The sequence below is a fragment of the Limnomicrobium aquaticum genome, assembly GCF_040545545.1.
GTDB classification, from domain to species: domain Bacteria; phylum Pseudomonadota; class Alphaproteobacteria; order Rhizobiales; family Rhizobiaceae; genus Ensifer_A; species Ensifer_A aquaticum.
The window spans coordinates 127,463-151,892 of sequence record NZ_JBEPMB010000004.1 but is presented as its reverse complement, the minus strand read 5'-3'; the positions used below and the strand labels follow the sequence as shown (position 1 = coordinate 151,892).

The window sequence follows — 24,430 nt, the reverse complement described above, 5'->3', positions numbered from 1 at the left end:
ATCAGCTCCCGAGATTGAGGCGAATGCCGACCGAGCGGGCATGGGCGTCAAGCCCTTCCGACTTCGCCAGCGCAATGGCGGATGGCCCGAGCGCGCGCAGCTGATCCGGGCCGAGCCGCAGGATCGAGGTGCGCTTGACATATTCGAGCACCGAAAGGCCCGACGAAAACCGCGCCGAACGTGCCGTCGGCAGAACGTGGTTCGAACCGCCGACATAATCGCCGATGACTTCCGGCGTGTGGCGGCCGATGAAGATCGCGCCCGCATTGCGGATGCCTTCCATCAGCGCATCGGGATCGGCCACGGCCAGCTCCAGATGTTCGGCGGCAATGCGGTTAGCGAGCGGAACGGACTTGTCGAGGGAGGGCACGATGATCACCGCGCCATAGTCGCGCCAGCTTGCCGCTGCCGTGTCGGCACGCGGCAGAAGGCGAAGCTGCCGCTCAACGGCGTCGCTGACCGCCTTGGCAAAGGCCGCATCGTCGGAAATCAGGATCGCCTGGGCGGCGCGGTCATGCTCGGCCTGCGCCAGAAGATCGGCTGCGATCCAGTCCGGATCGTTGTCCTTGTCGGCAATCGCCAGCACTTCGGAAGGTCCGGCAATCATGTCGATGCCGACCGTGCCGAACACTTCGCGCTTAGCAGCGGCCACATAGGCATTGCCCGGCCCGACGATCTTGGCGACCGGCGAAATCGTCTCCGTGCCATAGGCAAGGGCTGCTACAGCCTGCGCGCCGCCGATACGGTAGATCTCGTCCACGCCGGCAATGCGGGCAGCGGCCAGCACGGTCGGGTTGATCTTGCCGCGCATGGCAGGCACGACCATGACGACACGCGGCACACCGGCCACCTTGGCCGGCAGCGCATTCATCAGCACCGAGCTCGGATAGCTCGCCGACCCGCCCGGCACATAAAGCCCGACTGCCTCGATGGCCGTCCAGCGCGAGCCGAGGCCGACGCCGATATCGTCTTCATAGATATCATCCTTCGGCATCTGGCGGCTGTGATGCTTGGTAATGCGGGCAGCAGCCAGATGCAGCGCATCCAGCACGTCCGGCTCGACTTGCGCCAACGCATCCTCGATTTCCTCGTCCGTCACGCGCATCGGCGTTTCGGCAAAATCGAGCTGGTCGAAACGAAGCGTATATTCGGTCAGAGCGGCGTCGCCGCGGGCGCGGACATCGGCGATAATTTCGCGCACGGTCTGCCCCACATCTTCCGAGACTTCACGCTTCGTCGTCAGGAAAGCGGCGAATTTCGCCTCGAAATCCGCCTCGCTCCAGTCAAGCCAAATTGCCAATGCCCCAATCCCTTCCGACGTCCCGCCCCTCTACAGGGACGGTCTGAAATCTCACCCGCGATCAGGCATCCACCCGATGCTGCGGCTTCGATTTCGTTTCCCACGCGCCGCCGACATCGGCAAGCTGCGCTTCAATACATTCCACATCGAGCCGAACCACGCCGCCGCCGGCGAGAACCAGCTCGATCACGCCTTCCGGCCCCTCGCCCTGCTTTTCGAAGCGGATGGCCAGCAAGTCAAGCACGGCTTGCCTGTTCTTGCGGTCGACGCCTGTGGACTTCACCGCGCTGACCCGCTTGAACACCAGAGCCGCCTTGCGCCGCTCGAGCGGCCTGCCCTTTTCCGAGGCCGTTTCCCAGACAAAGCGATTGGCCGTCAGCGAAAATTGCTTCATCCGGGCATCGAAGGCGCATTCCGCTACCTTGAAAACCGAATCCTGCATGTGGGCCGACACGATGTCGAGATCTTCTTCGTCCAGCGCCAGCAGTTTCAAACCACTCATAGTCTCACCTTTGCGTCTTGCGCGCCGCCCGTACGCTTTATTGCTCTCGGGCAGCGCTCTTTGATACGCAGATAAGAAGCGATAGCCCGCCGCGCAACCGCGAGCAAGCCGGGGTCATACCGTCAATCGCTGATGCGCTCGACAATGGCCCCGCAACGGGTCAGCTTTTCTTCCAGCCGCTCGAAGCCGCGGTCGAGGTGGTAGACGCGCGAGACGATCGTTTCGCCTTCTGCCGCCAGACCGGCGATGACGAGCGACACCGAGGCACGAAGGTCGGTCGCCATGACCTGCGCGCCCTTCAGCTTCGATACGCCCTCTACGCGGGCCGTCTGACCGTTGAGCGAGATTTTTGCGCCGAGGCGGGCCAGTTCCTGCACATGCATGAAGCGGTTTTCGAAGATCGTCTCGGTGATATGCGAGATGCCCGTCGAGCGGGTCATCAGGCCCATGAACTGCGCCTGAAGGTCGGTCGGGAAGCCCGGATAGGGATCGGTCACGACATCGACCGGCTTGATCGCATCACCATGGCCGATCACGCGAATGCCGTTCGGCACCGCGATGACTTCGGCGCCCGAGCGGCGCAGCGCTTCGAGCGCGGTGTCGAGCAGATCGACGCTCGTGCCGTCGAGCGTCACATCGCCGCCGGCCATCGCGGCCGCCATGGCGTAGGTGCCTGTTTCGATACGGTCAGGCAAAACGCGATGGCGCGCGCCGGAAAGCGACTTCACGCCCTCGATGGTGATCGTCGACGTGCCGGCGCCCGAAATCTTCGCGCCCATGGCGTTCAGGCAATTGGCGAGATCGACGATTTCCGGCTCGCGCGCGGCATTGCCGATGACCATCGTACCATTGGCAAGCGTTGCCGCCATGACGAGAACATGCGTCGCACCGACCGAGACCTTGGGGAAGGTGTAGCGCGTGCCGATGAGACCGCCCTTGGGCGCCTTGGCATTGATGTAGCCTCCATCGATTTCCATCTCGGCGCCCATGGCCGTGAGACCTTCGATGAAGAGATCGACCGGACGCGTGCCGATGGCGCAGCCGCCGGGCAGAGACACACGGCAGCGGCCTTCGCGCGCGAGCAACGGTCCGATCACCCAGAAGGAAGCGCGCATCTTCGAGACCAGCTCATAAGGCGCGGTCGTATCGGCAATGGTGCGGCAGGTGAAATGGATGGTGCGGGAATAGGACCCGTCCTGATGCTCGCGGCGGCCGTTGACAGCGATATCGACGCCATGATTGCCGAGGATGCGCAGAAGCTGCTCGACGTCAGCCAGATGCGGCACGTTTTCGAGCGTCAGCGTATCGCTGGTCAGAAGCGAGGCGATCATCAGCGGCAGGGCGGCATTCTTCGCGCCGGAAATGGGAATGATGCCGTTCAGCGGCTTGCCGCCGACAATGCGAATGCGATCCATAAGTGTATCTCTTTCAGGCGTCCGCATGACGCCGATCTTGTCAGGTGTGACGGTCCCCATAACCCAAAGGCGCGCAGCCTTCAAGAAAGGCCGGAAATAAGGCCCCCTCGGCCGGCCGGACGCATGGTTTCCACCGCGATTGAGGATGATTTAGGGCAGAGCTACTGCCGTTTTAAGAGTGCAGACGCATCAGAGGGGACATTTGCTGCTGATAACCCGCCAGATCCGCGAATCGCCGGCGGCACTTTGGACCGCCCCGCCGGTCAAGCAATAGAACCGCTGTCATGGCGGTTCAGCGCTCAACCATCTGTGGAATCGGACGGCAGCGCACCCGGCAGCCCCTCGTCCCGCTCATCCGCCTCGCCCTCGCGCCGCGCCCGCGACTGCGCCTTGCGCCGCATCAGATTGGCCCGAAGCGCGCCGGCAAGCCGCTTCTTCTCCGCTTCCTTCTCGCGCCGCATCGCCTCCTTGGCACGCTTGCGCGATTCCGCGTCGCGGAAATCGCCTTGATCCTTCGTCTCGTCTGCGCCGGACGTCATCGCCCCGCCCCCGTCTCACGTCGTTGAAAATGAAGGAATGCCAATAGCGCAGAACGCGCCGCCAAGGAAGCTTGCTGAACTTCTGAAAAAACTTCGGTGCCAGCGCTTGCGCCGCCGGAGAACATGTGGCAATAGGCACCCCGCTTCACCCGACACGCCAACGCGCCGTTTCGGGACCGGATGCTGCGGTAGCTCAGTGGTAGAGCACACCCTTGGTAAGGGTGAGGTCGAGAGTTCAATCCTCTCTCGCAGCACCAGTTTTTTACGGTAGAATTTAGAGTATGATCGAACCTGGGTAAAACGAGGTTGATGAGGCTATGCTTCGGATCGACCCTCGCGATAAGGTTCTTGCTCACCCCAGCCAGCCAACGGAGGCGATCACCATGGCAATGATCTACCCTTCAACGCGCGAAGCGGCAGGCGCATTTCTGGAAGCGGCCAGACGGATGTTCCCGATCAGCGGCGCAATGCTGTTCGGCAGCCGAGCGCGCCATGACAATTCGCCGGAGAGCGACGCCGATCTTGCCGTATTTCTGAAAGGTGATGTCGGCTCTTTCGTTGGGACGAAACTCGCCATGGCGGATATCGCATATGATGTTCTTCTCGAAAAGGGTATCCTGATCCAGCCTTTGCCGGTCTGGGAACTGGAATGGCAGCATCCTGAGCGCTACCCCAATCCGCGTCTCCTGGCCAATATACGGCGCGACGGCATTGCTCTATGAAGCCCGCAGACTTCATGACGAAGGCCGCAAGAGCGCTGGCCTCAGCCAGATTGCTGCTCGATGCAGGCGATACGGACGGTGTCTGCAATCGCATCTATTATACGATGTTCGACGCCGCCAAGGCCGCACTTATGGCGACCGATGCGCCACCAGAAGCGATTGATGCCAAGACCCATAGTGGCTTGATAGCGGCCTTCAGCTTTCATGTCGTCAAGCGAGGCTTCGTTGTCGCCGACCATGGGCGGTCATTTAACCGGCTCCATGAACTGCGTATGATCGCGGACTATCGTGGCGATGCCATAGAAGAACCTCTGGTGCGCCAAGCAATAACCGATGCGACCGCCTTTGTGTCGGCGGTCGAAGCCCTCTTGAAAGAGCGCTGACGTCCAACCGAATTGCGGGCCCGCCCTCACCTCCGCTGATACCGCGACCGCACCCAGAACACCCCGAAAAACGCCCCGATCACCGCCACGCCCGCAATCACGGCCAGAGCTGGCGAGAACCCGCCGATCCACAGCACGATATTGGGCATGAAATAGAGCGCCAGCCCCGCGACAACGAGAAAGATCGCGGCGGCGATGGCGGATTGGCGGTTGTCGTTTTCGCCGGCCATGTCAGATGTCCTCGGCGAGATCGGATCGGATCTGCTGGAGCGACCGGATCTGCTGGCCGTGGGGGTCGAAATTGTCGGTGGCAAGCCAGGTCTCGAAGGCTTCGTTGAGAGCCGGCCATTCAGCATCGATCATCGAATACCAGGCCGTGTCGCGGTTCTTGCCGCGCGAGATGATGTGCTGGCGGAAGACGCCCTCGAACTGGAAGCCTAAACGTTCGGCCGCGCGCTTGCTGGCGGCATTGCCATTATGACACTTCCATTCGTAGCGGCGATAGCCAAGGTCTTCGAAAACATGCTTGGCCATGAGATAATGCGCTTCGGTTGAAAGCCGCGTGCCGGCCATCGCCTTGCCATGCGCCACGCCGCCAACTTCCACGACGCCATTGGCCGGGTCGGCGCGCATGTAGTTCGCCATGCCAACAACCTTTTCCGATACATTGTCCACGAAGACTTCCGTCAGCCAGCCGGCTTTCGCCACCGCATCCAGCCAATCCATGAACTCAGCCGCCGAATGAAAGTCGGGCGCCGCGAAATAGGCGAGCAAGTCGTTGATTTCGCTTGCACCGCCCAGCGCCGTAAACAGCGCCTCGCCGTGTTTTGCCCGCTCGTAGGGCGCAACAGCGACATAGCGTCCGGCAAGCGTTACGGGGGCAGGCGCGGGGCGGGGCGTCCAGTCTTCAAGTGCGATCATGTCGGTCTCAACAACGGCATTGCGGTACGATTTGAATTTCAATGGAGCATAACGGTAAGCGGGGCACAACGAATTTTCTTGGGAATTTCATGCCCATACAACCAGCGCCAGAAACAGGCTGGTCGGCAAGCACCGGAGCCGGAAGCCCGGCGCTCGGTCCACGATTTCAGCTCTTGGCCGCCGTGACGGCGACATCGATGTGATCGACAAGCCCGTCCGGCAATTCCAGCCGACCGGCGAGAAGATCGAGATAGCCGCGCTCGGCGCGCGTGTCCGGTTCGATGGCCAGCCGCGAAGCGGTGTAGAGCTCCACCTTCTGCTCCTCCGTCGTCGCCGCCGCGATGAGCCCATCGAGATCGGCGGGACGCGAAAGCTCGCTTTCGAGGAAGGTTTCGGCGTCCGGGTCGAGCCCGGCGGCGGAGATCTTGCCGATGATGCGGCCGCGCTCGACGTCATCGATATGACCGTCGGCGCGGGCAGCCGAAATCATCGCCCGCACCAGAACCAGTGCAAAGGCGTCGTCATTGGCGTCGGATTCGGGATGGAAGGGCGATTGCGGCGGCGGCAGCGCCAGCGGGCTGTCGACTGTAAGCTGCGGCGTCACCTGCTCCGGCGACTTGCCCGCCTTATAGTTCTTGTAGGCCTGATAGCCGAGACCGGCAATCGCCGCGAGACCGCCCGCCTTCAGCGCAGAGGTGGAAAGCTTCCGCCCGGTTTTGGTGCCCAGCAGCAATCCGGCAATGGCGCCCGCTGCCAGCGGATTGCGTCGCGCCATGTCGAGCGCATCCTGGGCCGATCCGCTGACCGACTTGCCCGTTCCCGGCACCTGGCTTCCGAGAAATTGTTCCAGCAGTTTCTTGGCGTCAAACATTGTGGATCTCCTTCTCGTGTCCGAAACGGAGATAGGTGTCGCAACCCGACTTTTCAAATTCGTCGAAGAATCAGCCGCGCAGAGCGCAGGCTTCCGCCGCCAGCTTGGTGATGCCTGCCCAATCGCCGGCAGCGACCAGTTCCTTCGGCGCAACCCACGAACCGCCGACACAGACGATATTCGGCAGGCTGAGATAATCCTTGGCATTCTTCAGCGAAATCCCACCCGTCGGGCAGAACAGCGTCCCGGCAAAGGGCGAGGAGAGCGACTTGATGTAATTGGCGCCGCCCGCCTGTTCGGCGGGGAAGAACTTCAGGACATCATAGCCTTCCTCCTTCAGAGCCATGATCTCGCTGGAGGTGACGGCGCCCGGCAGAAGCGGAATGTCGCTGTCGCGCGCCGCGTCGAGAAGACCGCGCGTCGAACCGGGGCTGACGATGAACTGCGAACCCGCGGCCACCGCCTGCTCGAAATGCTTAGCATTCAGGATCGTGCCAGCACCGGCCACGGCACCCTCTACCTCGTTGGCAACTGCCTTGATGGCGTCAAGCGCTGCGGCCGTGCGCATGGTGATCTCGATGGCCTTGAGACCGCCGGCAACGAGCGCGCGGGCCAGAGGCACGGCGTGGGCCACATCCTCGATGATCAGCACCGGCACGACCGGCTGGAGCTTCAGGACCGAAAGCAGCTTTTCCGTCTTCGCCGACATGATGATTGCCTCATTTAAAACGATTGAAGTTGCGCATCTAGTTAGCGAATGTAGGCCGCGCTGTCGAGGCCCTTTGCTCCGGATCAAGACGCGCCCGAGGGAACCTCCAAAGGCCCTTGAGCTTATATTGATAGAGACGGCTTGAGCTTTACCAGTGCGTTAGCCTATAAGAGGGGCGACCGCGACAGGTGAAAAGGATACTGATCGTATGGCCAAGGAAATCGAGCGGAAGTTTCTGGTACGCGACGATCGATGGAAGGCCGAGGCCGACAAGGGGTCTCGTATCCGTCAGGCCTATATCCTTGCCATGGACGGCCGCAACATGCGGGTCCGGGTGCGTGACAATCGCAAGGCGACATTGACGATCAAGGCCGGCGGCCATGGCATGACCCGCGACGAATTCGAATTCGACGTACCGGTCGATGAAGCGCTGCCGCTTTTCCAGCTCAAGCTTGGCAATCTCATCGAAAAGACGCGTTACAAAGTGAAGGTCGCCCGCCACGTCTGGGAAATCGATGTCTATTCCGGCGCACTCGAAGGGCTGATTGTCGCCGAAGTCGAGATGAAATCCGAAAAGGAATCCCCGGAAATTCCCGAATGGATCGGGCCGGAACTGACCGGCAATCCGGCCTATTCCAACCAGGCGCTGGCGCTCTCGGGCCTGTCGGCTGACACCTATGCCGAAGCTTGATCCCGCAAAACCCCTCTCCCGCTCCGTTCCGGATGTGGCGCGCCATCATCTCGATACTGCAATCGAACAGATGGACGAGCAGCGCAACGGCATCGAAACCGCAGTCCACCAGACACGCAAACATCTGAAGCGCGTTCGAGCCCTGATCCGGCTGGTCGAACATTGCGATCCCAAACACATGAAACCGATCCGCCGGGCACTATCGGAAGCCGCACGGGGCTTAAGCGAAGTGCGTGACGCGACGGCGTTGGTGGAATGCGCGGAAAGTCTTGCGAGCTATCTCGAAGGCCGCAAGGCGGGCGACATGGCCAGGCCTCTGAAGGAGGCTGTTGAGAGGCGACGCGATCTGCTGGCGCTGGAAGCTCCCTCGCTGACCCGCCTTACCGATCCGGTGATCGCCGCCTGCCGTCAGGCGGCACAGGGTCTGGAAAAGGCCTCTTTTGGCCATCACGGCGAGGCCGCCGAAACACTGGCCGAAGGCCGTAGCCGCAACCATCGCAAGGCACGGGCGACGCTGGAAGTCTGCCACCACGGCGGCCATCCGGAAGCCTTTCATGATCTGCGCAAATGCGCGCAGGCAACCGTCTTCCAGGCCGCATTCCTCGCCGACGCGTGGCCTTTTGCCATGGCAGCCGAAGCGGCAGAGGCCAAGGTGCTGACCGATGTTCTCGGCCACGAGCACGATCTGGAAGTCCTCAACATCCTGCTCCACTCCGAACCGCATCTCTTCGGCGCAATCGCCGACCGCGACCGGCTGGCCGAACTGATCATGGAGCGCCGCGCCGCGCTGAGACACGATGCGATGACGATTGCCGCGCGGCTCTATCCTGATGGCGCCAAGCGGGAGGCCAAGCGCTTCGCGGCACTTTGGAAGCTTGCAGCGGCAAAAAAGTGAGCCAGGCTTGACGATTGTCAGCCCCCGGCGGCAATACGGCCACGCGAAACATTTGAGTTTTTCGGCAGACGGGAGTATTTCCGCGCCATGACCGATACCACCGACCACACAGCCAAAGCCGACGGTTCCTTCACCGTTGCCGCCCTTTATCACTTCGCCGCCTTCCCGGATTACAAGTCCTTTAGGGAACCGCTGCTCGAGGCTTGCCGCGCCAATGACATCTGCGGCTCTCTGCTGATCGCTCGCGAGGGCATCAACGGCACGATTGCAGGCCCGGCGCAGGGTATCGCAAACATTCTCGCTTTCATCCGATCGCGCCCCGAATTCCGCAATCTGGAGCACAAGGAAAGCTACGCTTCGAAGAAGCCTTTCCTGCGTATGAAGGTGCGACTGAAGAAGGAAATCGTGACGATGGGCGTCGAGGATATCGACCCCACGCAGATCGTCGGCACCTATGTCGAAGCGAAGGACTGGAATGCGCTGATCTCCGATCCGGAAACGATCGTCATCGACACGCGCAACGACTACGAGACTGCAATCGGCATCTTCAAGGGCGCGGTTGATCCGAACATCAAGACCTTCCGCGAATTTCCCGACTGGGTGCGCAACAATCCCGGCCTCCACAACAAGCCGAAGATTGCGATGTATTGCACCGGCGGCATCCGCTGCGAGAAGTCGACGGCCTTCATGAAGCAGCTCGGCTTTGACGAGGTCTATCACCTCAAGGGTGGAATTCTCAAATATCTGGAAACCGTTCCGGCCGAGGAAAGTCTGTGGGAAGGCGATTGCTTCGTCTTCGACGAGCGCGTCGGCGTCGGCCATGGGCTTGAAGAGGGCGAATACAAGCTCTGCCGGGCCTGCCGCTTCCCGCTCAAGGCAGAAGACACGACCTCGCCTCTGTTCGAGGAAGGCGTCTCCTGCCCGCATTGCTACGAGACCCGCACGGAAGAAGACCGCGAACGCTTCCGCCAGCGCCAGCTTCAGATGAAGCTCGCAAAGAAGCGCGGCGAGAAGCATCTGGCCCCGCAGGGCTAACCAAAACCTGACAACAGAAAAACCCGCCCGCACCTTTCGGCACGAGCGGGCTCTCGGGGGTCATCGAGAAATCAGGCCACCTTGGAGATGAACTGGTCCTTCGGGCGGCGAACCTTCTTGAGGTTGACCAGCCAGTCGGCATCTGCCTGGCGGTAGCCGAGCGGCAGAAGCGTCACCGAACGCAGGCCGCGAGCCTTGAGGCCGAGGATTTCATCAACCTTGGCCGGATCGAAGCCTTCCATCGGGGTGGCGTCAACGCCTTCGAACGCGGCAGCCGTGATGGCGAGGCCGAAGCCGATATAGGCCTGGCGGGCGGCATGCTCGAAATTGACCTGCGCGTCACGGGGAGGATAGGCGCCAAGCAGCATCTTGCGATAGTTTTCCCAGCCTTCGTTGGTGAAGCCGCGCTCAGCGTTCACCTGGTCGAAGACCTTGTTGATGCGCTCTTCCGTGTAGGTATCCCAGGCCGCGAAAACGAGGAGGTGCGAGCCTTCGGTGATCTGTGCCTGACCATTTGCGGCATCGCGGATTTTGGCGCGAACGTCCGGGTTGGTCACGACGATGATTTCATAGGGCTGCAGGCCACTGGAGGTCGGAGCCAGATGAGCCGCTTCGAGAATGCGCTCAACCTTGTCCTCGGGAACAGCCTTCGCGGGGTCCATCTTCTTGGTGGCATAGCGCCAGTTCAATTTGTCGATCAGCATAACGGTGCCTTCATGTTGCAATTCTCCGCCTTTGGGTCCATTTGGGGCATGGCCGCTGGCCGGAGGGTTGGTAATTATTCGTAACCATGCCTAAATATGTAACTTGAAAAATCCTTCAAGTAGGCACAAAATGAATACCATGTCACAAAACGATAACGGCGCCTGCAACAGCTACGATCCCTCCAAGTGCCCGACGGTGAGCGAGATGCTCTCCCGTCTCGGCGACAAATGGACCGTGCTCGTCATCATGATGCTTCGCGACGGCCCCAAGCGGTTCAGTGAACTGAAGCGGGACGTGGTCGGTATCTCGCAACGCATGCTGACACTCACGCTGCGCGCCCTTGAGCGCGACGGCGTCGTGCGCCGCACTGTGTTCACCACGGTGCCGCCGTCGGTCGAATATGAACTCACGGACCTCGGGCAATCCTTTGCGGAGCCGATCGTGTCGCTGGGCAGCTGGGTTTTCAGCAATCACATGACTATCCAGAAGGCCCGCAGGGAATTCGACGCGCGCCATCAGGATGGGCGGGCGGGGCAAAAGCTGGTGCGGATCGGCTGACCGGGACGTTCAGGCGACCGATGCAGTCCAGCCGGTATCAGCCAGCATGCGCGAAATCTCTTCACCTGAGACAGGCCTAGAGAAGAAGAAGCCCTGCAGCTCATCGCAGCCGCACTCGGACACATAATCTGCCTGCGCCAGGGTCTCGATCCCTTCGGCAGTGACCGGGATATCGAAAGACGAGGCAAGCGCAACCGTCGCCTTCAGGAGATCGCCAGCTTTTTCCGTCTTGCCCAGAGCATGGACGAGAGACCGGTCGATCTTCAGGCGATCGAAGCCGAATTCCCGCAAATAGCCCACGCTGGAAAAGCCGGAGCCAAAGTCGTCAAGCGCGATCCGGAAGCCGTTGCGCTGAAGTTGCGCCATGGAATGTTTGGCGCGATCGGGGTTACGGACGAAAAATCCTTCCGTCAGCTCAAGGATCACGCGATCGGCGGGAAACCCGCAGGCATCGATGATTGCCGCTGCCGATCCGACGAAGGACGCGTCGTGGAGCTGCAGCGGAGAGATATTGATGGCAACACTGATTCGCGGCCATTTGGCGGCCTCGGTCAGGGCATGCCGCATCACGAATTCACCAATACGGCCGATCAGCCCGTTGTCTTCCGCAATCGGAATGAAAATGTCAGGCGCGACAAACCCTTGGCCGGCGCGATTCCAGCGCACGAGCGCCTCGACCCCGCACATCATGCGGGTATGCGCGTCGAAGATCGGCTGATAGACGACGGTCAGCGCATCCTTGTCGAGCGCGAGGCGCAGATCGTTGGCCATGTTGACGCGTGCTTCGCGATCCTCGTCCATGGAGGGCTGATAGAAGACAGCGCGGCCGCTGCGCGTCGCCTTGGCGCGGTACATCGCCATGTCGGCACGGCGAAGCAGTTCCGCACTCCCGAGCGTACCCTGCGACGACACGGCAATCCCCATGCTGGCGCCCACGGAAGCAAGCCGCCCGCCAATGATGAACGGCTCCTTGAAGAAGGCGATGACCGCCTGTTCCAGCGCCGCACAGCAGCTTTGCGTATCTTTGCAGACGATCGCAATCGCAAACTCGTCGCCGCCAATCCGCGCAAAGGCGGCATCCTGCGGCAAAAGATGTTTGAGGCCGGCAGTGACCCCGCGGATCAGCTGGTCGCCGACCGAGTGTCCATAGGCGTCGTTGACGTCCTTGAAGCGATCGAGGTCCAGATAGATGAGGACGGCATCCCGGTGGCTTCGGGCAGCCTGCGCCTCGATCTCATCAAGCGCATCGTTGAGACCAGAGCGATTGAGAAGCCCGCTGAGCTGGTCCTGTTTGGAAAGCTTTCGAGCCGCCCGCTCGTCGGCCATCAGGCGGCGCACGATGACCGATCCGGAAGCCAGGAGACCGAGCAGGACAAAACCGATGACCGCAATGCCCCAGCCGACCATGGGCAGCACCTGCCGATAGCTGCGGGTGCCGGGTTCGCGCAGGTCCCAGACAAAGGCGCCGAGAATGTCACCCTTGCTGTTACGCATGGCCGCGAAAGGTCTGTCGGAAGGCACATTCGGCACAAGCCTCAGACCGTCGATAATGTAGTTATGGGCCAGCTGGTTGACGACGGCGTCGCTTAGGTGCCGGGCGAGGATGACGAAGGTAACCTTGTCCTTCGCGACCGTCAGCGCACCCTGACTGGACCGCACGGCAGCAATACCGACCACGGCAAGACCGTCCGGCGTTTCGACAAAACCGGTCTTCTGGTAGACACCCCTTGCCATGTCGCTGACCAATCCGGCGCGAAGCGCATCGAAGGATGGACCAAAATAGGTGTCGAAGCGCGCGGAGAACGGCGCCCCATCCTTGTAGGCCATGGTGGTATCGCCACCCGGCGTCACCATGAAATAGGTGTCGAACAGTGTTCCTGCGCCGGTGAAGACGCCGTAATTCTTCTCGATCCAGTCGCGATCGCGATCCACATAAACAGCCTTCGCTGCGTCGTCCCACGCGCTGTAGTCGCTGGTGGCCGAGGCTATCTGCTGTTCGAAGGAGGCAAGCGCGCCGGAAGCCGTCTGCTGCGCGCGTTGGGTATCGAGACTGTTGGCGTGGAAAGCCATGTTGCTGATGGCGGTCAGGATCAGCACAGTCCCACCCGCAACCACGGCAGCGAAGACGATAAGCACCAGCGTCACCATCAAAGGCGCACGAAGCGTTCTGCCCCCGATCCTGCTTTCGCTCGACACTACCATCCAAAACTCCGACTAGGTCAGCCTTTTAACCTGCCGTCTGTTCAGAAATGGTTTAAAACAGCAAGTAATAAAGCACCTGTTAAATTTCGTAGCATGGTCATTTTCTGCCACGGCGCCAGACCTGCCAGCGACCCGAGCTTCGGCAAAAATGTTTTTTAGATCAGATAGTTGGCGAGTGATTTCCTTTCGGAAAACTTTCCGCGAGCTCGCTGTACCAACGCCCGCTTTTCTTAACGGTTCTCACCTGCGTTTCGTAGTCGACATGCACCAATCCGAAGCGCATCCGGTAACCTTCCGCCCACTCGAAATTATCCATCAGTGACCAGGCGAAATAACCCCGCAACGGGTAACCCTCGGCGATCATATCGGCGGCGACCGAGATGTGGTCGGCATAGTAGTCGAGGCGCGGCTGGTCATCGACCTCGCCATACTCGCCAACGCCCATATTGTAGCAGGCGCCGTTTTCGGTGATGTAAAATTCCGGCAGGTCATAGGTCTTGTAGAGCGTGCGCACCACGCCGATGAAGCCGGAACTGTCGACCTCCCAGCCGATATCCGTTTTGTCAGGCTTCACGAACGCACCGGAGCCGTGCGACGGATAGGGCTCGTCCGGCGCATCCGTGATTCGGGCCGGCGTGTAATAGTTCAGCCCCCACCAGTCGATCTTCTGCGAGATCGTCGCCATGTCGCCATCCTCGATCTTCGGCATCAGCGGCCCCAGCGCCTCGACGACCCCCGCCGGATATTCGCCCTTGAAGATCGGCCCGAAGAAGAGACCGTTATGGAAATCCTCGGCGCGTGCTGCTGCTGACTTGTCCGCCGTGCTGTCGCTCGCCGGCACGACCGACATGGCGTTGCAGACGATCCCCACCGGAAGCTTCGGCGCTTCCGCGCGGACGGCCTCGACGCCGAGACCATGAGCGAGATTGGTGTAATGCGCGGCATAAAGCGTCGCCTGCATGTTGCGCTCGCCCGGCGCATGGACGCCAAGGAGATGCGACAGGATTACCGAGCACCACGGCTCGTTGAAGGTCGCGACCGCATCGAGCCGGTCGCCAAGACGGCGGATGACAGTCTGCGTATAGCGCTGGAACGCATGCGCGGTCGAGCGCGCCGTCCAGCCGCCATCGCCCATCAACGCCAGCGGCAGGTCCCAATGGTAGAGCGTCGCAAAGGCCTTGATGCCTCGCGCCTGCAAGCCGTCGACCAGCTTGTCGTAGAAGTCCAGCCCCTTCTCGTTGATCGGCCCGACACCATCCGGCACGACACGCGGCCAGGCAATCGAGAAGCGATAGGCGGAAACGCCCATGTCCTTGATGAGATCGAGATCCTCTTCCCAACGATGATAGTGATCGCAGGCGATGTCGCCATTGTGCCGCTCGTACACTCGGCCCGGCATGTTGGAGAAAGCATCCCAGATGCAGGGTTTGCGCCCGTCTTCCTTCGTCGCGCCCTCGATCTGATAGGAGGCGGTCGCAACACCGAAGATGAAGTCGCCGGGGAAGCGGGAGGCAAGAGCCTTGGGGTCCATTGGGATGTTCTTTCAGACGTTCGGATTTTGATACGGAAACCCCGCCGCCCTGAATGGACGGCGGGGAATGGGTGTCAGACCTTGACCCAGGCGCCGTTGCGCTTGGAGGAGTTGATGCAGGCCGTGACGAAGGTCACGCCCTTCAACCCATCAGCTACCGTTGGGTAAAGGACGGCCGGATCGACCGTCTTGCCAGTGCGCTTCGCCTGGATAGCCCGCGCCGCTTCCGAATAGATGGTGGCAAAACCCTCCAGATAGCCTTCCGGATGTCCGCCCGGCGTGCGCGACACGCGCGCCGCAACGTCCAGCGCGCCAGCCCCGCCGCGCGTCAGCAGACGCTTCGGCTCGCCAAGCGGCGTGTACCAGAGATAGTTCGGGTTCTCCTGCTCCCATTCGAGCCCGCCCTTGGTGCCATAGACACGAACCTTCAGCGCATTCTCGTTGCCCGAGGCAACCTGGCTGCACCAGAGCATGCCCTTCGCCCCGCCCTTGAAGCGGAGCATGACATGCGCATTGTCATCCAGCTGGCGACCGGGAACGAAGGTATGCACGTCGGCGGCCAGTTCATCGAGTTCGAGCCCGGAGATGAAGCAGCCGAGCTGATAGGCATGGGTGCCGATATCGCCCGTCGAGCCTCCAACGCCGGAACGCGCCGGGTCGGTGCGCCATTCGGCCTGCTTGCTCCCCGACCTTTCGACGGGTTCAGCCAGCCAGTCCTGCGGATACTCCATCTGCACGAGACGGATGTCGCCAAGGTCGCCGCGCGCCACCATTTCGCGCGCCTGACGGACCATCGGATAGCCCGAATAGTTATGCGTCAGGATGAACAGCGCATCGGACGATTCCGTCGCCTTCACAAGCTTCTTCGCATCAGCAAGGTTCGAGGTCAGAGGCTTGTCGCAAATGACATGGATGCCGCGCTTCAGGAACTCGATCGCAGCGGGATAGTGCATGTGGTTGGGCGTGACGATGGCAACCGCCTCGATCCCGTCCTTCAGCCGCGCCTCGCGGATCGCCATGGATTTGAAGTCGTCATAGACGCGGGAGGGGTGAAGCCCCAGTTCCGCGCCCGACTGGCGCGACCTTTCCGGCGTCGAGGACAGAGCCCCCGCCACCAGGTCATAATGATCGTCAATACGAGCCGCGATGCGATGCACCGCGCCGATGAACGCGCCCGAGCCGCCGCCTACCATGCCGAGCCGGATACGCGGCGCACGGGTTTCCGTCGTGCCTTCGATGGCCATGTTTCTCTCCCTTGGATAGTCGTTGCTTACGCGATGCCGAGCATGCGCCGGTTGGCCGCCTCGTCCGTTCCGCCGCCGGCGAAATCGTCAAAGGCCTTTTCGGTGACGCGGATGATATGGTTCTTGACGAACTCCGCCCCCTCGCGCGCGCCGTCTTCCGGATGCTTGAGGCAGCATTCCCATTCCACGACCGCCCAGCCGGAGAAATCGTAGGCCGTCAGTTTCGAAAAGATCGCGCCGAAATCCACCTGCCCGTCGCCCGGCGAGCGGAAGCGCCCGGCCCGGTTGACCCAGGACTGATAGCCGCCATAGACGCCCTGACGGCCGGTCGGATTGAACTCGGCATCCTTGACGTGGAACATCTTGATCCGCTCATGATAGATGTCGATGTGGTCGATATAATCCAGGCATTGCAGAACATAATGCGACGGGTCGTAGAGCATGTTGGCACGCGTATGGTTCTTCACGCGCTCAAGAAACATCTCGAATGTGACACCATCGTGGATATCTTCGCCCGGATGGATCTCGTAGCAGACATCGACGCCGCATTCAGCGGCATGATCGAGGATCGGCAGCCAGCGACGCGCCAGTTCATCAAACGCAGTTTCAGCCAACCCCGCCGGGCGCTGCGGCCACGGATAGACATAGGGCCAGCACAGCGCGCCGGAGAAGGATGCCATTTCGGTGAGGCCGAGGTTCTTGGACGCGGTGAGCGCCTTCTTCACCTGATCGACCGCCCATTCCTGCCGGGCCTTGGGATTGCCCTTCACCTTGTCCGCTGCAAAGCCATCGAAAGCCTCGTCATAGGCCGGATGGACAGCAACGAGCTGGCCCTGAAGATGGGTCGAAAGCTCGGTGATGACAACGCCATTCTCCTTCGCCACACCGACAATCTCGTCGCAATAGGTCTTGGAGGTCGCGGCCTTCTCCAGATCGAAAAGCCGGCCGTCCCAGGTCGGAACCTGCACGCCTTTGTAGCCGCAATCGGCCGCCCATTTGGTGATGGATTTCCAGGAATTGAACGGCGCTGCATCGCCAGCAAACTGTGCCAGGAAAAGCCCCGGCCCCTTGATCGTCTTCATCATGTCCTCCCGACAGGAACTGCAACGTTACAGTAAGCACATCGCGGCGGATTTCAACTGCTCTGCCGCAACGTGCCTGTTGAAAAAAGTCTGCCCGGCAAAACCGGGCAGACGGGGATATGCAAGGGGTAACCCCGGCCTCGATAAGGCGAACCCTCAGTAAGGCGAATCGGGGAAGTAGAAGTTCTTGGCATTGTCCTTGGTGACCAGCGTCGCATCCAGCGTATAGGTGCCCTTGACCGGAACCTGGCCGTAGAGCGCCGCCGCCGTGAGCTGCAGGGCAGTGCCCACCATGGCCGGCGGATAGAGCACATCGACCGGGATCATCTTGTCGCCGTCCATGACCTTCTTGATCATGTCCTTGGAGCCGGCGCCGCCGATGACATATTTGATATCGGTGCGCTTGGCCTGCTCGATGGCCTGCAGCACGCCGACGGTCATGTCGTCATCCTGGCACCATACGACGTCGATCTTCTTGTACTTGGTCAGGAAGTCCTGCATCACCTTGAACGCATCGTCGCGGCTCCAGTTGCCGAACTGGCGGTCGAGAACCTTCACCTTGGAACCGGCAATGCCCTTGTCGAAGCCGTCCTGGCGCTGCTGGTCGATCGGGATCGGCAGACCGCGAATGACCACGACTTCCGCATCCGGCGTGTTCTTCTTGATATACTCGCCGGCGACTTCGCCCAGCGCCGGATTGTTGCCGGCCACGTAAAGGTCACGCACGGTGCCGTCATTGACGCTCGGCGCACGGTCGACGATGGACACGAACGTGCCCTTGTCCTTCACCTGCTTGATGGCGTTGACCAGCGGATCCGGATCCGTCGGCAGGATGACGAGCGCGTCGAGCCCCTGCACGGCCAGATCCTGGATGGCGTTGGCCTGGCTCGCCGCATCCGGCGAGGTCTTCACGATGACCTTGGCGCCCGGATATTCCTTCTCGATGAGCTTCGCCACGCGCTCGGCGTGATAGACGACGCCCGCCGTCCAGCCGTGGTCTGCGGCCGGAATGGAAACGCCGATGGTCTTCTTGACGTCTGCCGCATAAGCAGCACTTGCCATGGCGACGGCGAGAAACGCCGTGCCGATCATTTTCTTGAACATGTCTCACTCCCTGTCGAAGGGGTCTTTCCTCCCAAGGTCCGGACGCCCCTGATAACCGGACCCGTGCTTCACGATTTGCGCGTCAGCGAGCGCTGGACGAGCATCGCAATGATGATGATCGAGCCCTGGATGGTGCCGATCAGATATTCGCTGATGAAGTTGGAAAGCAGCATGATGTTGCCGACCAGCTCGAGAATGAAGGCCCCGCAGATCGTGCCCCAGACGCGCCCTGCCCCGCCCTTGAGCGCCGTGCCGCCGACGACGACGGCGGTGATCGCCTGCAGTTCCCAAAGAATACCGGTCGTGGCCGAGGTCGACCCGAGACGCGGCACATAGAGAAGCACGGCAATCGCCACACAAAGACCCTGGATGATGAAGGCGATGGTGCGGACGCGATCGACTGCGATGCCCGAATAGCGCGCCACATCGCGATTGGAGCCTACCGCCACCACATGCCGGCCATAGCGCGTGCGATAAAGCAGAAAGGCGGCAATCAGCGTGACGACGAGAATGCAGACAATCGGGATCGGCAGGCCGAGGAAGGAGCCGAAATAGACCGGGCGGTAGATATTCTGGATCTCCGGCGAGCGCAGCGTGATTGCGCCCCCTTGCGAGAGCCACGTCGTCAGACCGCGATAGATGCCCATCGTCCCCAGTGTGGCGATGAAGGGCTCGATCCGCCCGAGCGTGGTGACAAGCCCGTTGAGCAGGCCGCAGGCAGCACCTGCAAAGATGGCAAAGGCGACAGCCGCGGCCAGCATGAGATGCGGATCGGCAATCGCGCCGGAATTCATGAACAGGATCATCAGGCTGGCGACAAAGGCCAGCATGGAGCCAACCGAAAGGTCGAGATCGCCCGAGGAGATGACGAAGGTTGCGCCCACCGCAATGATCGCCACGAAGGCGCTGCGGGTCGCCACATTCGCAAGATTGTCGATGCCGATGAAATTCGGATTGGTGAAAGCCCCGACAATCAGCAGCAGCGCCAATGCAAAGAAGGGCGCAACGGCTCGCAGATCGATCTCCTTGAGGAATGACCGGGGCTTTTCCGCTGCCTGTCCCTCACCGTCCACACTCATGTCCAAGACTTCCTCCCGATGCATGCCGAGGCTCTAGCGGCCCCTCTGCGTTACCTATCCGCGCTCAGCCAGCCATCTTCTTCAGACCGGCGGAATAGCGCATGATTTCCTGTTCGTTGATCTCGTCGCCCTCGAGCCAGCCGACGATGCGGCCCTCGCGCATGACGGCGACGCGCGTGCAGAGCCCGATCACCTCCTGCAGTTCCGAGGAGACGACGACAATCGACTTGCCGGCCCGCGCCAAGGCCGAGATGAAATGATAGATCTGCTGCTTGGTGCCGACATCGATACCGCGCGTCGGCTCGTCGATGATGATGATTTCCGGCTCGGTCTCCATGACCTTGGCGAGCATCAGCTTCTGCTGGTTGCCGCCCGACATGCGCCCCGCGACCACGCGCCCATCGCGAACCCGGATATCGAAGCGGCGCATGGCCCGCGCCAGCGCATTCGCCTCGCTCTTCGGGCTGAGATAACCGAACTTGCCATGCTGATCGAGCGATTGCAGCGTCAGGTTCACCGCCATGCGGGAGCCCAGCAACAGCCCCTTCGACTTGCGGTCCTTGGTCATATAGGCGAGCCCTGCGCGGTTCGCGGCATGCGCGTCGCCGGAGGACATGGAAACGCCCTTGATCGTCACCTCGCCCGCATGGCGCGGCCTTAAGCCGGCGACCGCTTCCATCAATTCCGTGCGCCCGGACCCGATCAGACCCGAAAAGCCGATGATCTCACCCTTGCGGACCTCGAAACTGGCGTCCCGCACGAAGCCGGTCGTGATGCCGCGCGCGACAAGCACGATCTCCTCGTCCACATCCGGTTCGCGCTTCGCCGGATAGAGGCTCGACAATTCGCGCCCGACCATCAGCTGGGCGATGGACTCGCCATCCAGCATCGAGGTCGGCGCAGTCTTCACCCATTGACCGTCGCGCAGAACCGTGACGCGGTCCGTCAACTCCAGCACCTCGTCCAGCTTGTGAGAGACGAAAACGAAGCTCGTGCCCGTGTCGCGCAGCTTGCGCACCTGCTCGAAGAGAACCGCCGTCTCCTCCTTGGACAAAACCGCCGTTGGTTCATCCATGAAGATGACGCGGGCATCCTTGCTGATCGCCTTGGCGATCTCGACCATCTGCCGGTCAGCGACAGGAAGCGAACTGATCATCGCATTCTCGTCGATGCGCGAGCCCAGGAGATCGAGCGCGCGGCGCGTCTCGGCGCGCATGCGCTTGCGGTCGAGCACACCGAAGCGCGTGATCTCTCGACCGAGAAACAGGCTCTCGGTGACGGTCAGATGTTCGGCAAGGTTGAATTCCTGGTGGATGATGACGATGCCGAGATGCTCGGCCTGTCCATTGGCCGGCAGCCGCACCGGCTTGCCGTCGAGCAGGATCTCGCCGGAGCTTGGCTGTTCGAAGCCTGACATGATCTTTACGAAGGTGGATTTGCCGGCCCCGTTCTCGCCGACCAGCGCATGAATTTCGCCTGGCTGCAGGTCAAAATTGACGCTGAACAGCACCTGCACGCCATTGAAGGATTTGCTGATCCGCCGCGCCGCAAGCACGGGCGTGCGGCCACTCTCAGCGCTCGTCTCCATGATCGTCCTCCCGGGCGCCTTTCTCCCGAAAGCGCCTCCTTGAGCGATTATGTAAACCTTTACATGAGCTATGTAAAGGTTTACATTGAGCACAACTCACCGATTTCTGCCGGTCTCGTTTGACCTGCGGCAAACTCCGTGTAGTGTCCCGGCGAGCATGAGACCAAGGCTATTCCGTGTCGAATTCCACGCCCGCTACGATTGAAGATGTCGCCCGCATTGCCGAGGTTTCCATTGCCACGGTCTCGCGCGCCATCCACACGCCGGAAAAGGTGGCGAACTCGACTCGGCTGAAGGTCCATCAGGCCATTGCCATCACCGGCTATACGACGAATGCCATGGCGCGCAGCCTCCGCCTTGGCCGCTCCAACATGATCCTCGTCGTCGCGCCCGATATCGGCGACCCGAACTTTTCCAACATCCTTGTCGGCCTCGAAAACGAAGCTCGCGCCCATGGCTACGGCATCCTGATCGGCCACACGCAGAACGATGCCCAGCGCGGGCTCGAATATCTGAAATTCCTCAATTCGAACCAGGCTGCGGGGCTGATCCTCTTCACCGGCATCCTGCCCTTCGGCCACCAGACGATGACCGCGCGCCTGCCGGCAACCGTCGGCGTCTTCGAGCCGATCTATAATGGCGGCCTGCCTTATGTCGGCGTCGACGATGTGGCGGGCGCCCGCAAGCTCATCGACCTGCTGCTGGCGGAGGGCCATCGCAAGATCGCCTTCATCGGCGACAGCCGCACGCGCCTTGCCTATAGCCGCCGCCGGCAGGGCTTCGAGGAAGGCATGGACGCCGCCAATATGCGGCCCGAAAACCGCATCGTCATCGATGGCGACGGCACGATCGAAAGCGGCCGCCTGGCCCTTGAGCAACTCTTCATGCAGGACCGCCTGCCCACCGCCTTCATGTGCGTCAACGACCAGACTGCCATCGGGGTCATGCTGGGTCTGACGGCGCGCGGCTACAATATCCCACGCGACTTTTCCGTCACCGGCTTCGACGACGTGCCGCTCTCCGGCTTCATGTCGCCCCCGCTGACCACCATCCGCCAGCCACGAACGGCCATCGGCAAGCGGGCCATGGCCTTACTGCTGGATCTGCTGGGCGACGGTGTAACGCCGGACGGGGAAATTCTGCTGATGCCGGATCTGGTGGTGCGCAATTCGGTGGGGCCGCCGAAGGGGCTGCGCTGAACGGATGCCTATTCAGTACATCGAAGCCTTGTAGGCTGCTTCCAATCCGCTATCGATCTCACGCATTTCCTCCTCGCTTTCCGGAGCGCCCGTCGTCTGATCCAGGATGATTTTTGAAAGCGACGGCATCGTGCGACGGTCCTGAAAATGCTCCGGACTCCACAAATGCGAGCGTCGGAAAGCCTTGGCGCAATGCAGGAATACCTCCTTCACCTTCACCACGATGGCAAGCCGGGGTAGCCGATCATTGACCGCCATTCCGGCAAGAATGCCGGGATCCGTAACGAGAGAAGCCTGACCATTGACGCGCAACGTGTCGTCGAAGCCGGGTACGATAAACAGGAGGCCGACGTTGGGATTGGAGAGGATATTTGAGAGCGTATCGAGGCGGTTGTTTCCCGGGCGATCGGGGATGGCCAGCGTGTTCTGATCGAGAATCTGCACGAAACCCACCGGATCACCGCGCGGACTGACGTCTGACGTTCCATCGGCACTCTGTGTGCCGATGCACAGAAAAGGCGAGCGCCGGATAAAATCCTGCGCGTGGTGATCCAGCTTGTCGAGGCACTTCAGCGCAGCCAGATCATGCGTCGGCGGGAAAAGCCCGCGCAACGCCTGCTCGTCTTTGATGAGAAATTCCGGATTGATCGCGAACTCGGTCATCGTCTTGCCTTTCAAAAATCGATCTCGATCTGCGGGCCATGACTTCGTATGTCGGCATCTCAGCAGTGAAGGCTGAGGAATTCCGCGACGGGAACTGGAACGCCCCCGTCGCAGACTTTTGGAACCGCTTAGACGTAACGGTTGACGATATTCTCCAGCAGTTCCTGCTTGCCGGACTTCGGCTGCGGATTGATGTCGTTCGCCAGAACCCGCTCGGCAATCGACTCGAGGCTTCCGCCCGACAGCATGGCCTTGTTTTCGGCCTTGTCCCAGCCGGCATAGCGGGCGGCGAGCGGGCCGGAAAGCGCCTTGTCCTCAATCATCTTGGCGGCTGCCTTAAGGCCGCGGGCGCAGCAATCCATGCCGCCGATATGACCGATCAACAGGTCTTCCGGGTCGAGCGACTGACGGCGGAGCTTGGCGTCGAAGTTGGTGCCGCCCGTCGAGAAGCCGCCGCCGGCCAGAACGTGGTAATAGGCCAGCGCCATTTCCGGAACGTTGTTGGGGAACTGGTCGGTATCCCAGCCGGACTGGTAATCGTTGCGGTTCATGTCGATGGAGCCGAAGACGCCGAGCGCATTGGCCAGCGCCAGTTCGTGCTCGAAGCTGTGACCTGCGAGGATCGCGTGGCCCTGCTCGATATTGAGCTTCACTTCGTTTTCGAGACCGTAGGTCTTGAGGAAGCCGTAGACGGTCGCGACATCGTAGTCGTACTGATGCTTCGACGGTTCCTGCGGCTTCGGCTCGACGAGGATTGCGCCCTTGAAGCCGATCTTGTGCTTGTATTCGACGACCATGTGCAGCATCCGCGCCATCTGGTCGAGTTCGCGCTTCAGGTCGGTGTTGAGCAGCGTTTCATAGCCCTCGCGACCGCCCCACAGAACATAGTTCGCGCCGCCGAGCTTCATCGTGGCGTCCATGCAGGTCTTGATGGTCGCGGCCGAATAGGCAAACACATCCGGATCGGGATTGGTCGAGGCGCCCGACATGAAGCGGCGGTTGGAGAAGAGGTTCGCGGTGCCCCAGAGCAGCTTGACGCCGGTCGCGGCCTGCTTTTCGGCAAAGTAGTCGACGATCTCGTTGAGGTTCTTCGTGTTTTCGGCGAAGTTCTTGCCTTCCGGACGCACATCGGCATCGTGGAAGCAATAGAACGGCACGCCGAGCAGCTGGAAGAATTCAAACGCCACGTCGGCCTTCAGCTTGGCCTTGTCCATCGCGCCGTCGAACCAGGGACGGTCGAAGGTGCGCCCGCCAAAGGGATCGCCGCCCTCCCAGGCAAACGTGTGCCAATAGGCCACGGCAAAGCGCAGATGGTCTTCCATCCGCTTGCCCATGACGACCTCGTCGGGGTTGTAGAAGCGGAAAGCCAGCGGATTGGTGCTGTCCGGGCCTTCATATTTGATCTTCGAAATATCGCCGAAAAAGCCTGTGCTCATTGGGGTGTTCTCCTTCCCATGTTGTTCATTCGAATTTTGAGCCGAGGGGCTCCCCC

General features: G+C 61.2%; 25 protein-coding genes and 1 tRNA gene. 8 read left to right on the top strand and 18 right to left on the bottom strand.

The features are described from left to right. Nucleotide 1: 1 nt before the first annotated feature. From hisD to ABID16_RS14260, 4 genes are all read right to left on the bottom strand, one after another. Nucleotides 2-1,300, bottom strand: coding sequence for a histidinol dehydrogenase (gene hisD, locus ABID16_RS14275; protein WP_354557023.1), 1,299 nt, complete (start codon nucleotides 1,298-1,300; stop codon nucleotides 2-4). A 61-nt stretch (nucleotides 1,301-1,361) separates the two neighbouring features. Beyond that, nucleotides 1,362-1,802: a DUF2948 family protein gene (locus tag ABID16_RS14270; protein ID WP_354557022.1), complete on the bottom strand. Its 441-nt coding sequence runs from the start codon at nucleotides 1,800-1,802 to the stop codon at nucleotides 1,362-1,364. Between the two features lie 122 nt (nucleotides 1,803-1,924). Further along, nucleotides 1,925-3,217 (bottom strand): UDP-N-acetylglucosamine 1-carboxyvinyltransferase, encoded by a 1,293-nt coding sequence (gene murA, locus ABID16_RS14265; protein ID WP_354557021.1) that lies wholly within the window; start codon nucleotides 3,215-3,217, stop codon nucleotides 1,925-1,927. Between the two features lie 299 nt (nucleotides 3,218-3,516). Continuing rightward, nucleotides 3,517-3,756, bottom strand: a complete 240-nt coding sequence (locus ABID16_RS14260) for a hypothetical protein (RefSeq protein ID WP_354557259.1) — start codon at nucleotides 3,754-3,756, stop codon at nucleotides 3,517-3,519. 182 nt (nucleotides 3,757-3,938) lie between these two features. Between ABID16_RS14260 and ABID16_RS14255 the strand changes: the two genes are divergently transcribed. The 3 genes from ABID16_RS14255 to ABID16_RS14245 all read left to right on the top strand — a co-directional run bounded on the left by ABID16_RS14255 (nucleotide 3,939) and on the right by ABID16_RS14245 (nucleotide 4,861). Then, a tRNA-Thr gene (locus ABID16_RS14255) sits at nucleotides 3,939-4,013 on the top strand. A gap of 126 nt (nucleotides 4,014-4,139) precedes the next feature. Further along, nucleotides 4,140-4,478, top strand: coding sequence for a nucleotidyltransferase domain-containing protein (locus tag ABID16_RS14250; RefSeq protein WP_354557020.1), 339 nt, complete (start codon nucleotides 4,140-4,142; stop codon nucleotides 4,476-4,478). Nucleotides 4,479-4,492: 14 nt separating this feature from the next. Further along, a complete protein-coding gene (locus ABID16_RS14245; protein ID WP_354557019.1) occupies nucleotides 4,493-4,861 on the top strand; it encodes a HEPN domain-containing protein in 369 nt (122 codons plus the stop codon). Nucleotides 4,862-4,887: 26 nt separating this feature from the next. Here the strand turns inward: ABID16_RS14245 and ABID16_RS14240 are convergent, their stop codons facing one another. The 4 genes from ABID16_RS14240 to ABID16_RS14225 all read right to left on the bottom strand — a co-directional run bounded on the left by ABID16_RS14240 (nucleotide 4,888) and on the right by ABID16_RS14225 (nucleotide 7,362). After that, nucleotides 4,888-5,091 carry a hypothetical protein gene (locus tag ABID16_RS14240; protein WP_354557018.1) on the bottom strand — a complete coding sequence of 68 codons (204 nt, stop codon included), beginning with the start codon at nucleotides 5,089-5,091 and terminating at the stop codon, nucleotides 4,888-4,890. A gap of 1 nt (nucleotide 5,092) precedes the next feature. Beyond that, a complete protein-coding gene (locus ABID16_RS14235) occupies nucleotides 5,093-5,782 on the bottom strand; it encodes a GNAT family N-acetyltransferase (RefSeq protein WP_354557017.1) in 690 nt (229 codons plus the stop codon). Nucleotides 5,783-5,948: 166 nt separating this feature from the next. Further along, nucleotides 5,949-6,653 carry a tellurite resistance TerB family protein gene (locus tag ABID16_RS14230; protein WP_354557016.1) on the bottom strand — a complete coding sequence of 235 codons (705 nt, stop codon included), beginning with the start codon at nucleotides 6,651-6,653 and terminating at the stop codon, nucleotides 5,949-5,951. Between the two features lie 70 nt (nucleotides 6,654-6,723). Next, entirely contained in the window at nucleotides 6,724-7,362 is a 639-nt protein-coding gene (locus ABID16_RS14225; RefSeq protein WP_354557015.1) for a 2-dehydro-3-deoxy-phosphogluconate aldolase, read from the bottom strand. A 208-nt stretch (nucleotides 7,363-7,570) separates the two neighbouring features. Between ABID16_RS14225 and ABID16_RS14220 the strand changes: the two genes are divergently transcribed. The 3 genes from ABID16_RS14220 to trhO all read left to right on the top strand — a co-directional run bounded on the left by ABID16_RS14220 (nucleotide 7,571) and on the right by trhO (nucleotide 9,983). Further along, nucleotides 7,571-8,053 carry a CYTH domain-containing protein gene (locus ABID16_RS14220; RefSeq protein WP_354557014.1) on the top strand — a complete coding sequence of 161 codons (483 nt, stop codon included), beginning with the start codon at nucleotides 7,571-7,573 and terminating at the stop codon, nucleotides 8,051-8,053. Beyond that, a complete protein-coding gene (locus ABID16_RS14215; protein WP_354557013.1) occupies nucleotides 8,040-8,948 on the top strand; it encodes a CHAD domain-containing protein in 909 nt (302 codons plus the stop codon). The genes ABID16_RS14220 and ABID16_RS14215 overlap by 14 nt, the downstream gene beginning before the upstream one ends. Before the next feature lie 87 nt (nucleotides 8,949-9,035). Beyond that, nucleotides 9,036-9,983, top strand: coding sequence for an oxygen-dependent tRNA uridine(34) hydroxylase TrhO (trhO, locus tag ABID16_RS14210; RefSeq protein ID WP_354557012.1), 948 nt, complete (start codon nucleotides 9,036-9,038; stop codon nucleotides 9,981-9,983). Nucleotides 9,984-10,054: 71 nt separating this feature from the next. Here the strand turns inward: trhO and ABID16_RS14205 are convergent, their stop codons facing one another. Further along, a complete protein-coding gene (locus tag ABID16_RS14205) occupies nucleotides 10,055-10,687 on the bottom strand; it encodes an NAD(P)H-dependent oxidoreductase (RefSeq protein ID WP_354557011.1) in 633 nt (210 codons plus the stop codon). Nucleotides 10,688-10,826: 139 nt separating this feature from the next. Here ABID16_RS14205 and ABID16_RS14200 point away from each other — a divergent pair, with 139 nt between their 5' ends. Continuing rightward, the gene (locus ABID16_RS14200) at nucleotides 10,827-11,246 is read left to right on the top strand and encodes a winged helix-turn-helix transcriptional regulator (protein WP_435532420.1); all 420 of its coding nucleotides are present in this window, start codon (nucleotides 10,827-10,829) and stop codon (nucleotides 11,244-11,246) included. A gap of 9 nt (nucleotides 11,247-11,255) precedes the next feature. On the opposite strand, the gene ABID16_RS14195 is transcribed toward ABID16_RS14200, so the two are convergent. The 7 genes from ABID16_RS14195 to ABID16_RS14165 all read right to left on the bottom strand — a co-directional run bounded on the left by ABID16_RS14195 (nucleotide 11,256) and on the right by ABID16_RS14165 (nucleotide 21,076). Beyond that, entirely contained in the window at nucleotides 11,256-13,448 is a 2,193-nt protein-coding gene (locus tag ABID16_RS14195) for a bifunctional diguanylate cyclase/phosphodiesterase (protein ID WP_354557010.1), read from the bottom strand. Between the two features lie 160 nt (nucleotides 13,449-13,608). After that, nucleotides 13,609-14,979 (bottom strand): GH1 family beta-glucosidase, encoded by a 1,371-nt coding sequence (locus ABID16_RS14190; RefSeq protein ID WP_354557009.1) that lies wholly within the window; start codon nucleotides 14,977-14,979, stop codon nucleotides 13,609-13,611. Nucleotides 14,980-15,053: 74 nt separating this feature from the next. Further along, entirely contained in the window at nucleotides 15,054-16,223 is a 1,170-nt protein-coding gene (locus tag ABID16_RS14185) for a Gfo/Idh/MocA family protein (protein ID WP_354557008.1), read from the bottom strand. A gap of 26 nt (nucleotides 16,224-16,249) precedes the next feature. Then, a complete protein-coding gene (locus tag ABID16_RS14180; RefSeq protein WP_354557007.1) occupies nucleotides 16,250-17,305 on the bottom strand; it encodes a sugar phosphate isomerase/epimerase family protein in 1,056 nt (351 codons plus the stop codon). A gap of 156 nt (nucleotides 17,306-17,461) precedes the next feature. Beyond that, the gene (locus ABID16_RS14175; RefSeq protein ID WP_354557006.1) at nucleotides 17,462-18,409 is read right to left on the bottom strand and encodes a substrate-binding domain-containing protein; all 948 of its coding nucleotides are present in this window, start codon (nucleotides 18,407-18,409) and stop codon (nucleotides 17,462-17,464) included. Nucleotides 18,410-18,477: 68 nt separating this feature from the next. Next, the gene (locus tag ABID16_RS14170; protein WP_354557005.1) at nucleotides 18,478-19,488 is read right to left on the bottom strand and encodes an ABC transporter permease; all 1,011 of its coding nucleotides are present in this window, start codon (nucleotides 19,486-19,488) and stop codon (nucleotides 18,478-18,480) included. Nucleotides 19,489-19,552: 64 nt separating this feature from the next. Next, nucleotides 19,553-21,076 carry a sugar ABC transporter ATP-binding protein gene (locus ABID16_RS14165; RefSeq protein ID WP_354557004.1) on the bottom strand — a complete coding sequence of 508 codons (1,524 nt, stop codon included), beginning with the start codon at nucleotides 21,074-21,076 and terminating at the stop codon, nucleotides 19,553-19,555. Between the two features lie 176 nt (nucleotides 21,077-21,252). On the opposite strand from ABID16_RS14165, the gene ABID16_RS14160 reads away from it, so the two are divergent. After that, complete coding sequence (locus ABID16_RS14160) at nucleotides 21,253-22,275, top strand: LacI family DNA-binding transcriptional regulator (RefSeq protein WP_354557003.1); 1,023 nt, start codon at nucleotides 21,253-21,255, stop codon at nucleotides 22,273-22,275. A gap of 12 nt (nucleotides 22,276-22,287) precedes the next feature. On the opposite strand, the gene ABID16_RS14155 is transcribed toward ABID16_RS14160, so the two are convergent. Both ABID16_RS14155 and xylA read right to left on the bottom strand, forming a co-directional pair. Beyond that, nucleotides 22,288-22,938 (bottom strand): pyridoxamine 5'-phosphate oxidase family protein, encoded by a 651-nt coding sequence (locus ABID16_RS14155; protein WP_354557002.1) that lies wholly within the window; start codon nucleotides 22,936-22,938, stop codon nucleotides 22,288-22,290. A 128-nt stretch (nucleotides 22,939-23,066) separates the two neighbouring features. Next, nucleotides 23,067-24,374 carry a xylose isomerase gene (gene xylA, locus ABID16_RS14150; protein ID WP_354557001.1) on the bottom strand — a complete coding sequence of 436 codons (1,308 nt, stop codon included), beginning with the start codon at nucleotides 24,372-24,374 and terminating at the stop codon, nucleotides 23,067-23,069. Nucleotides 24,375-24,430: the final 56 nt, after the last annotated feature.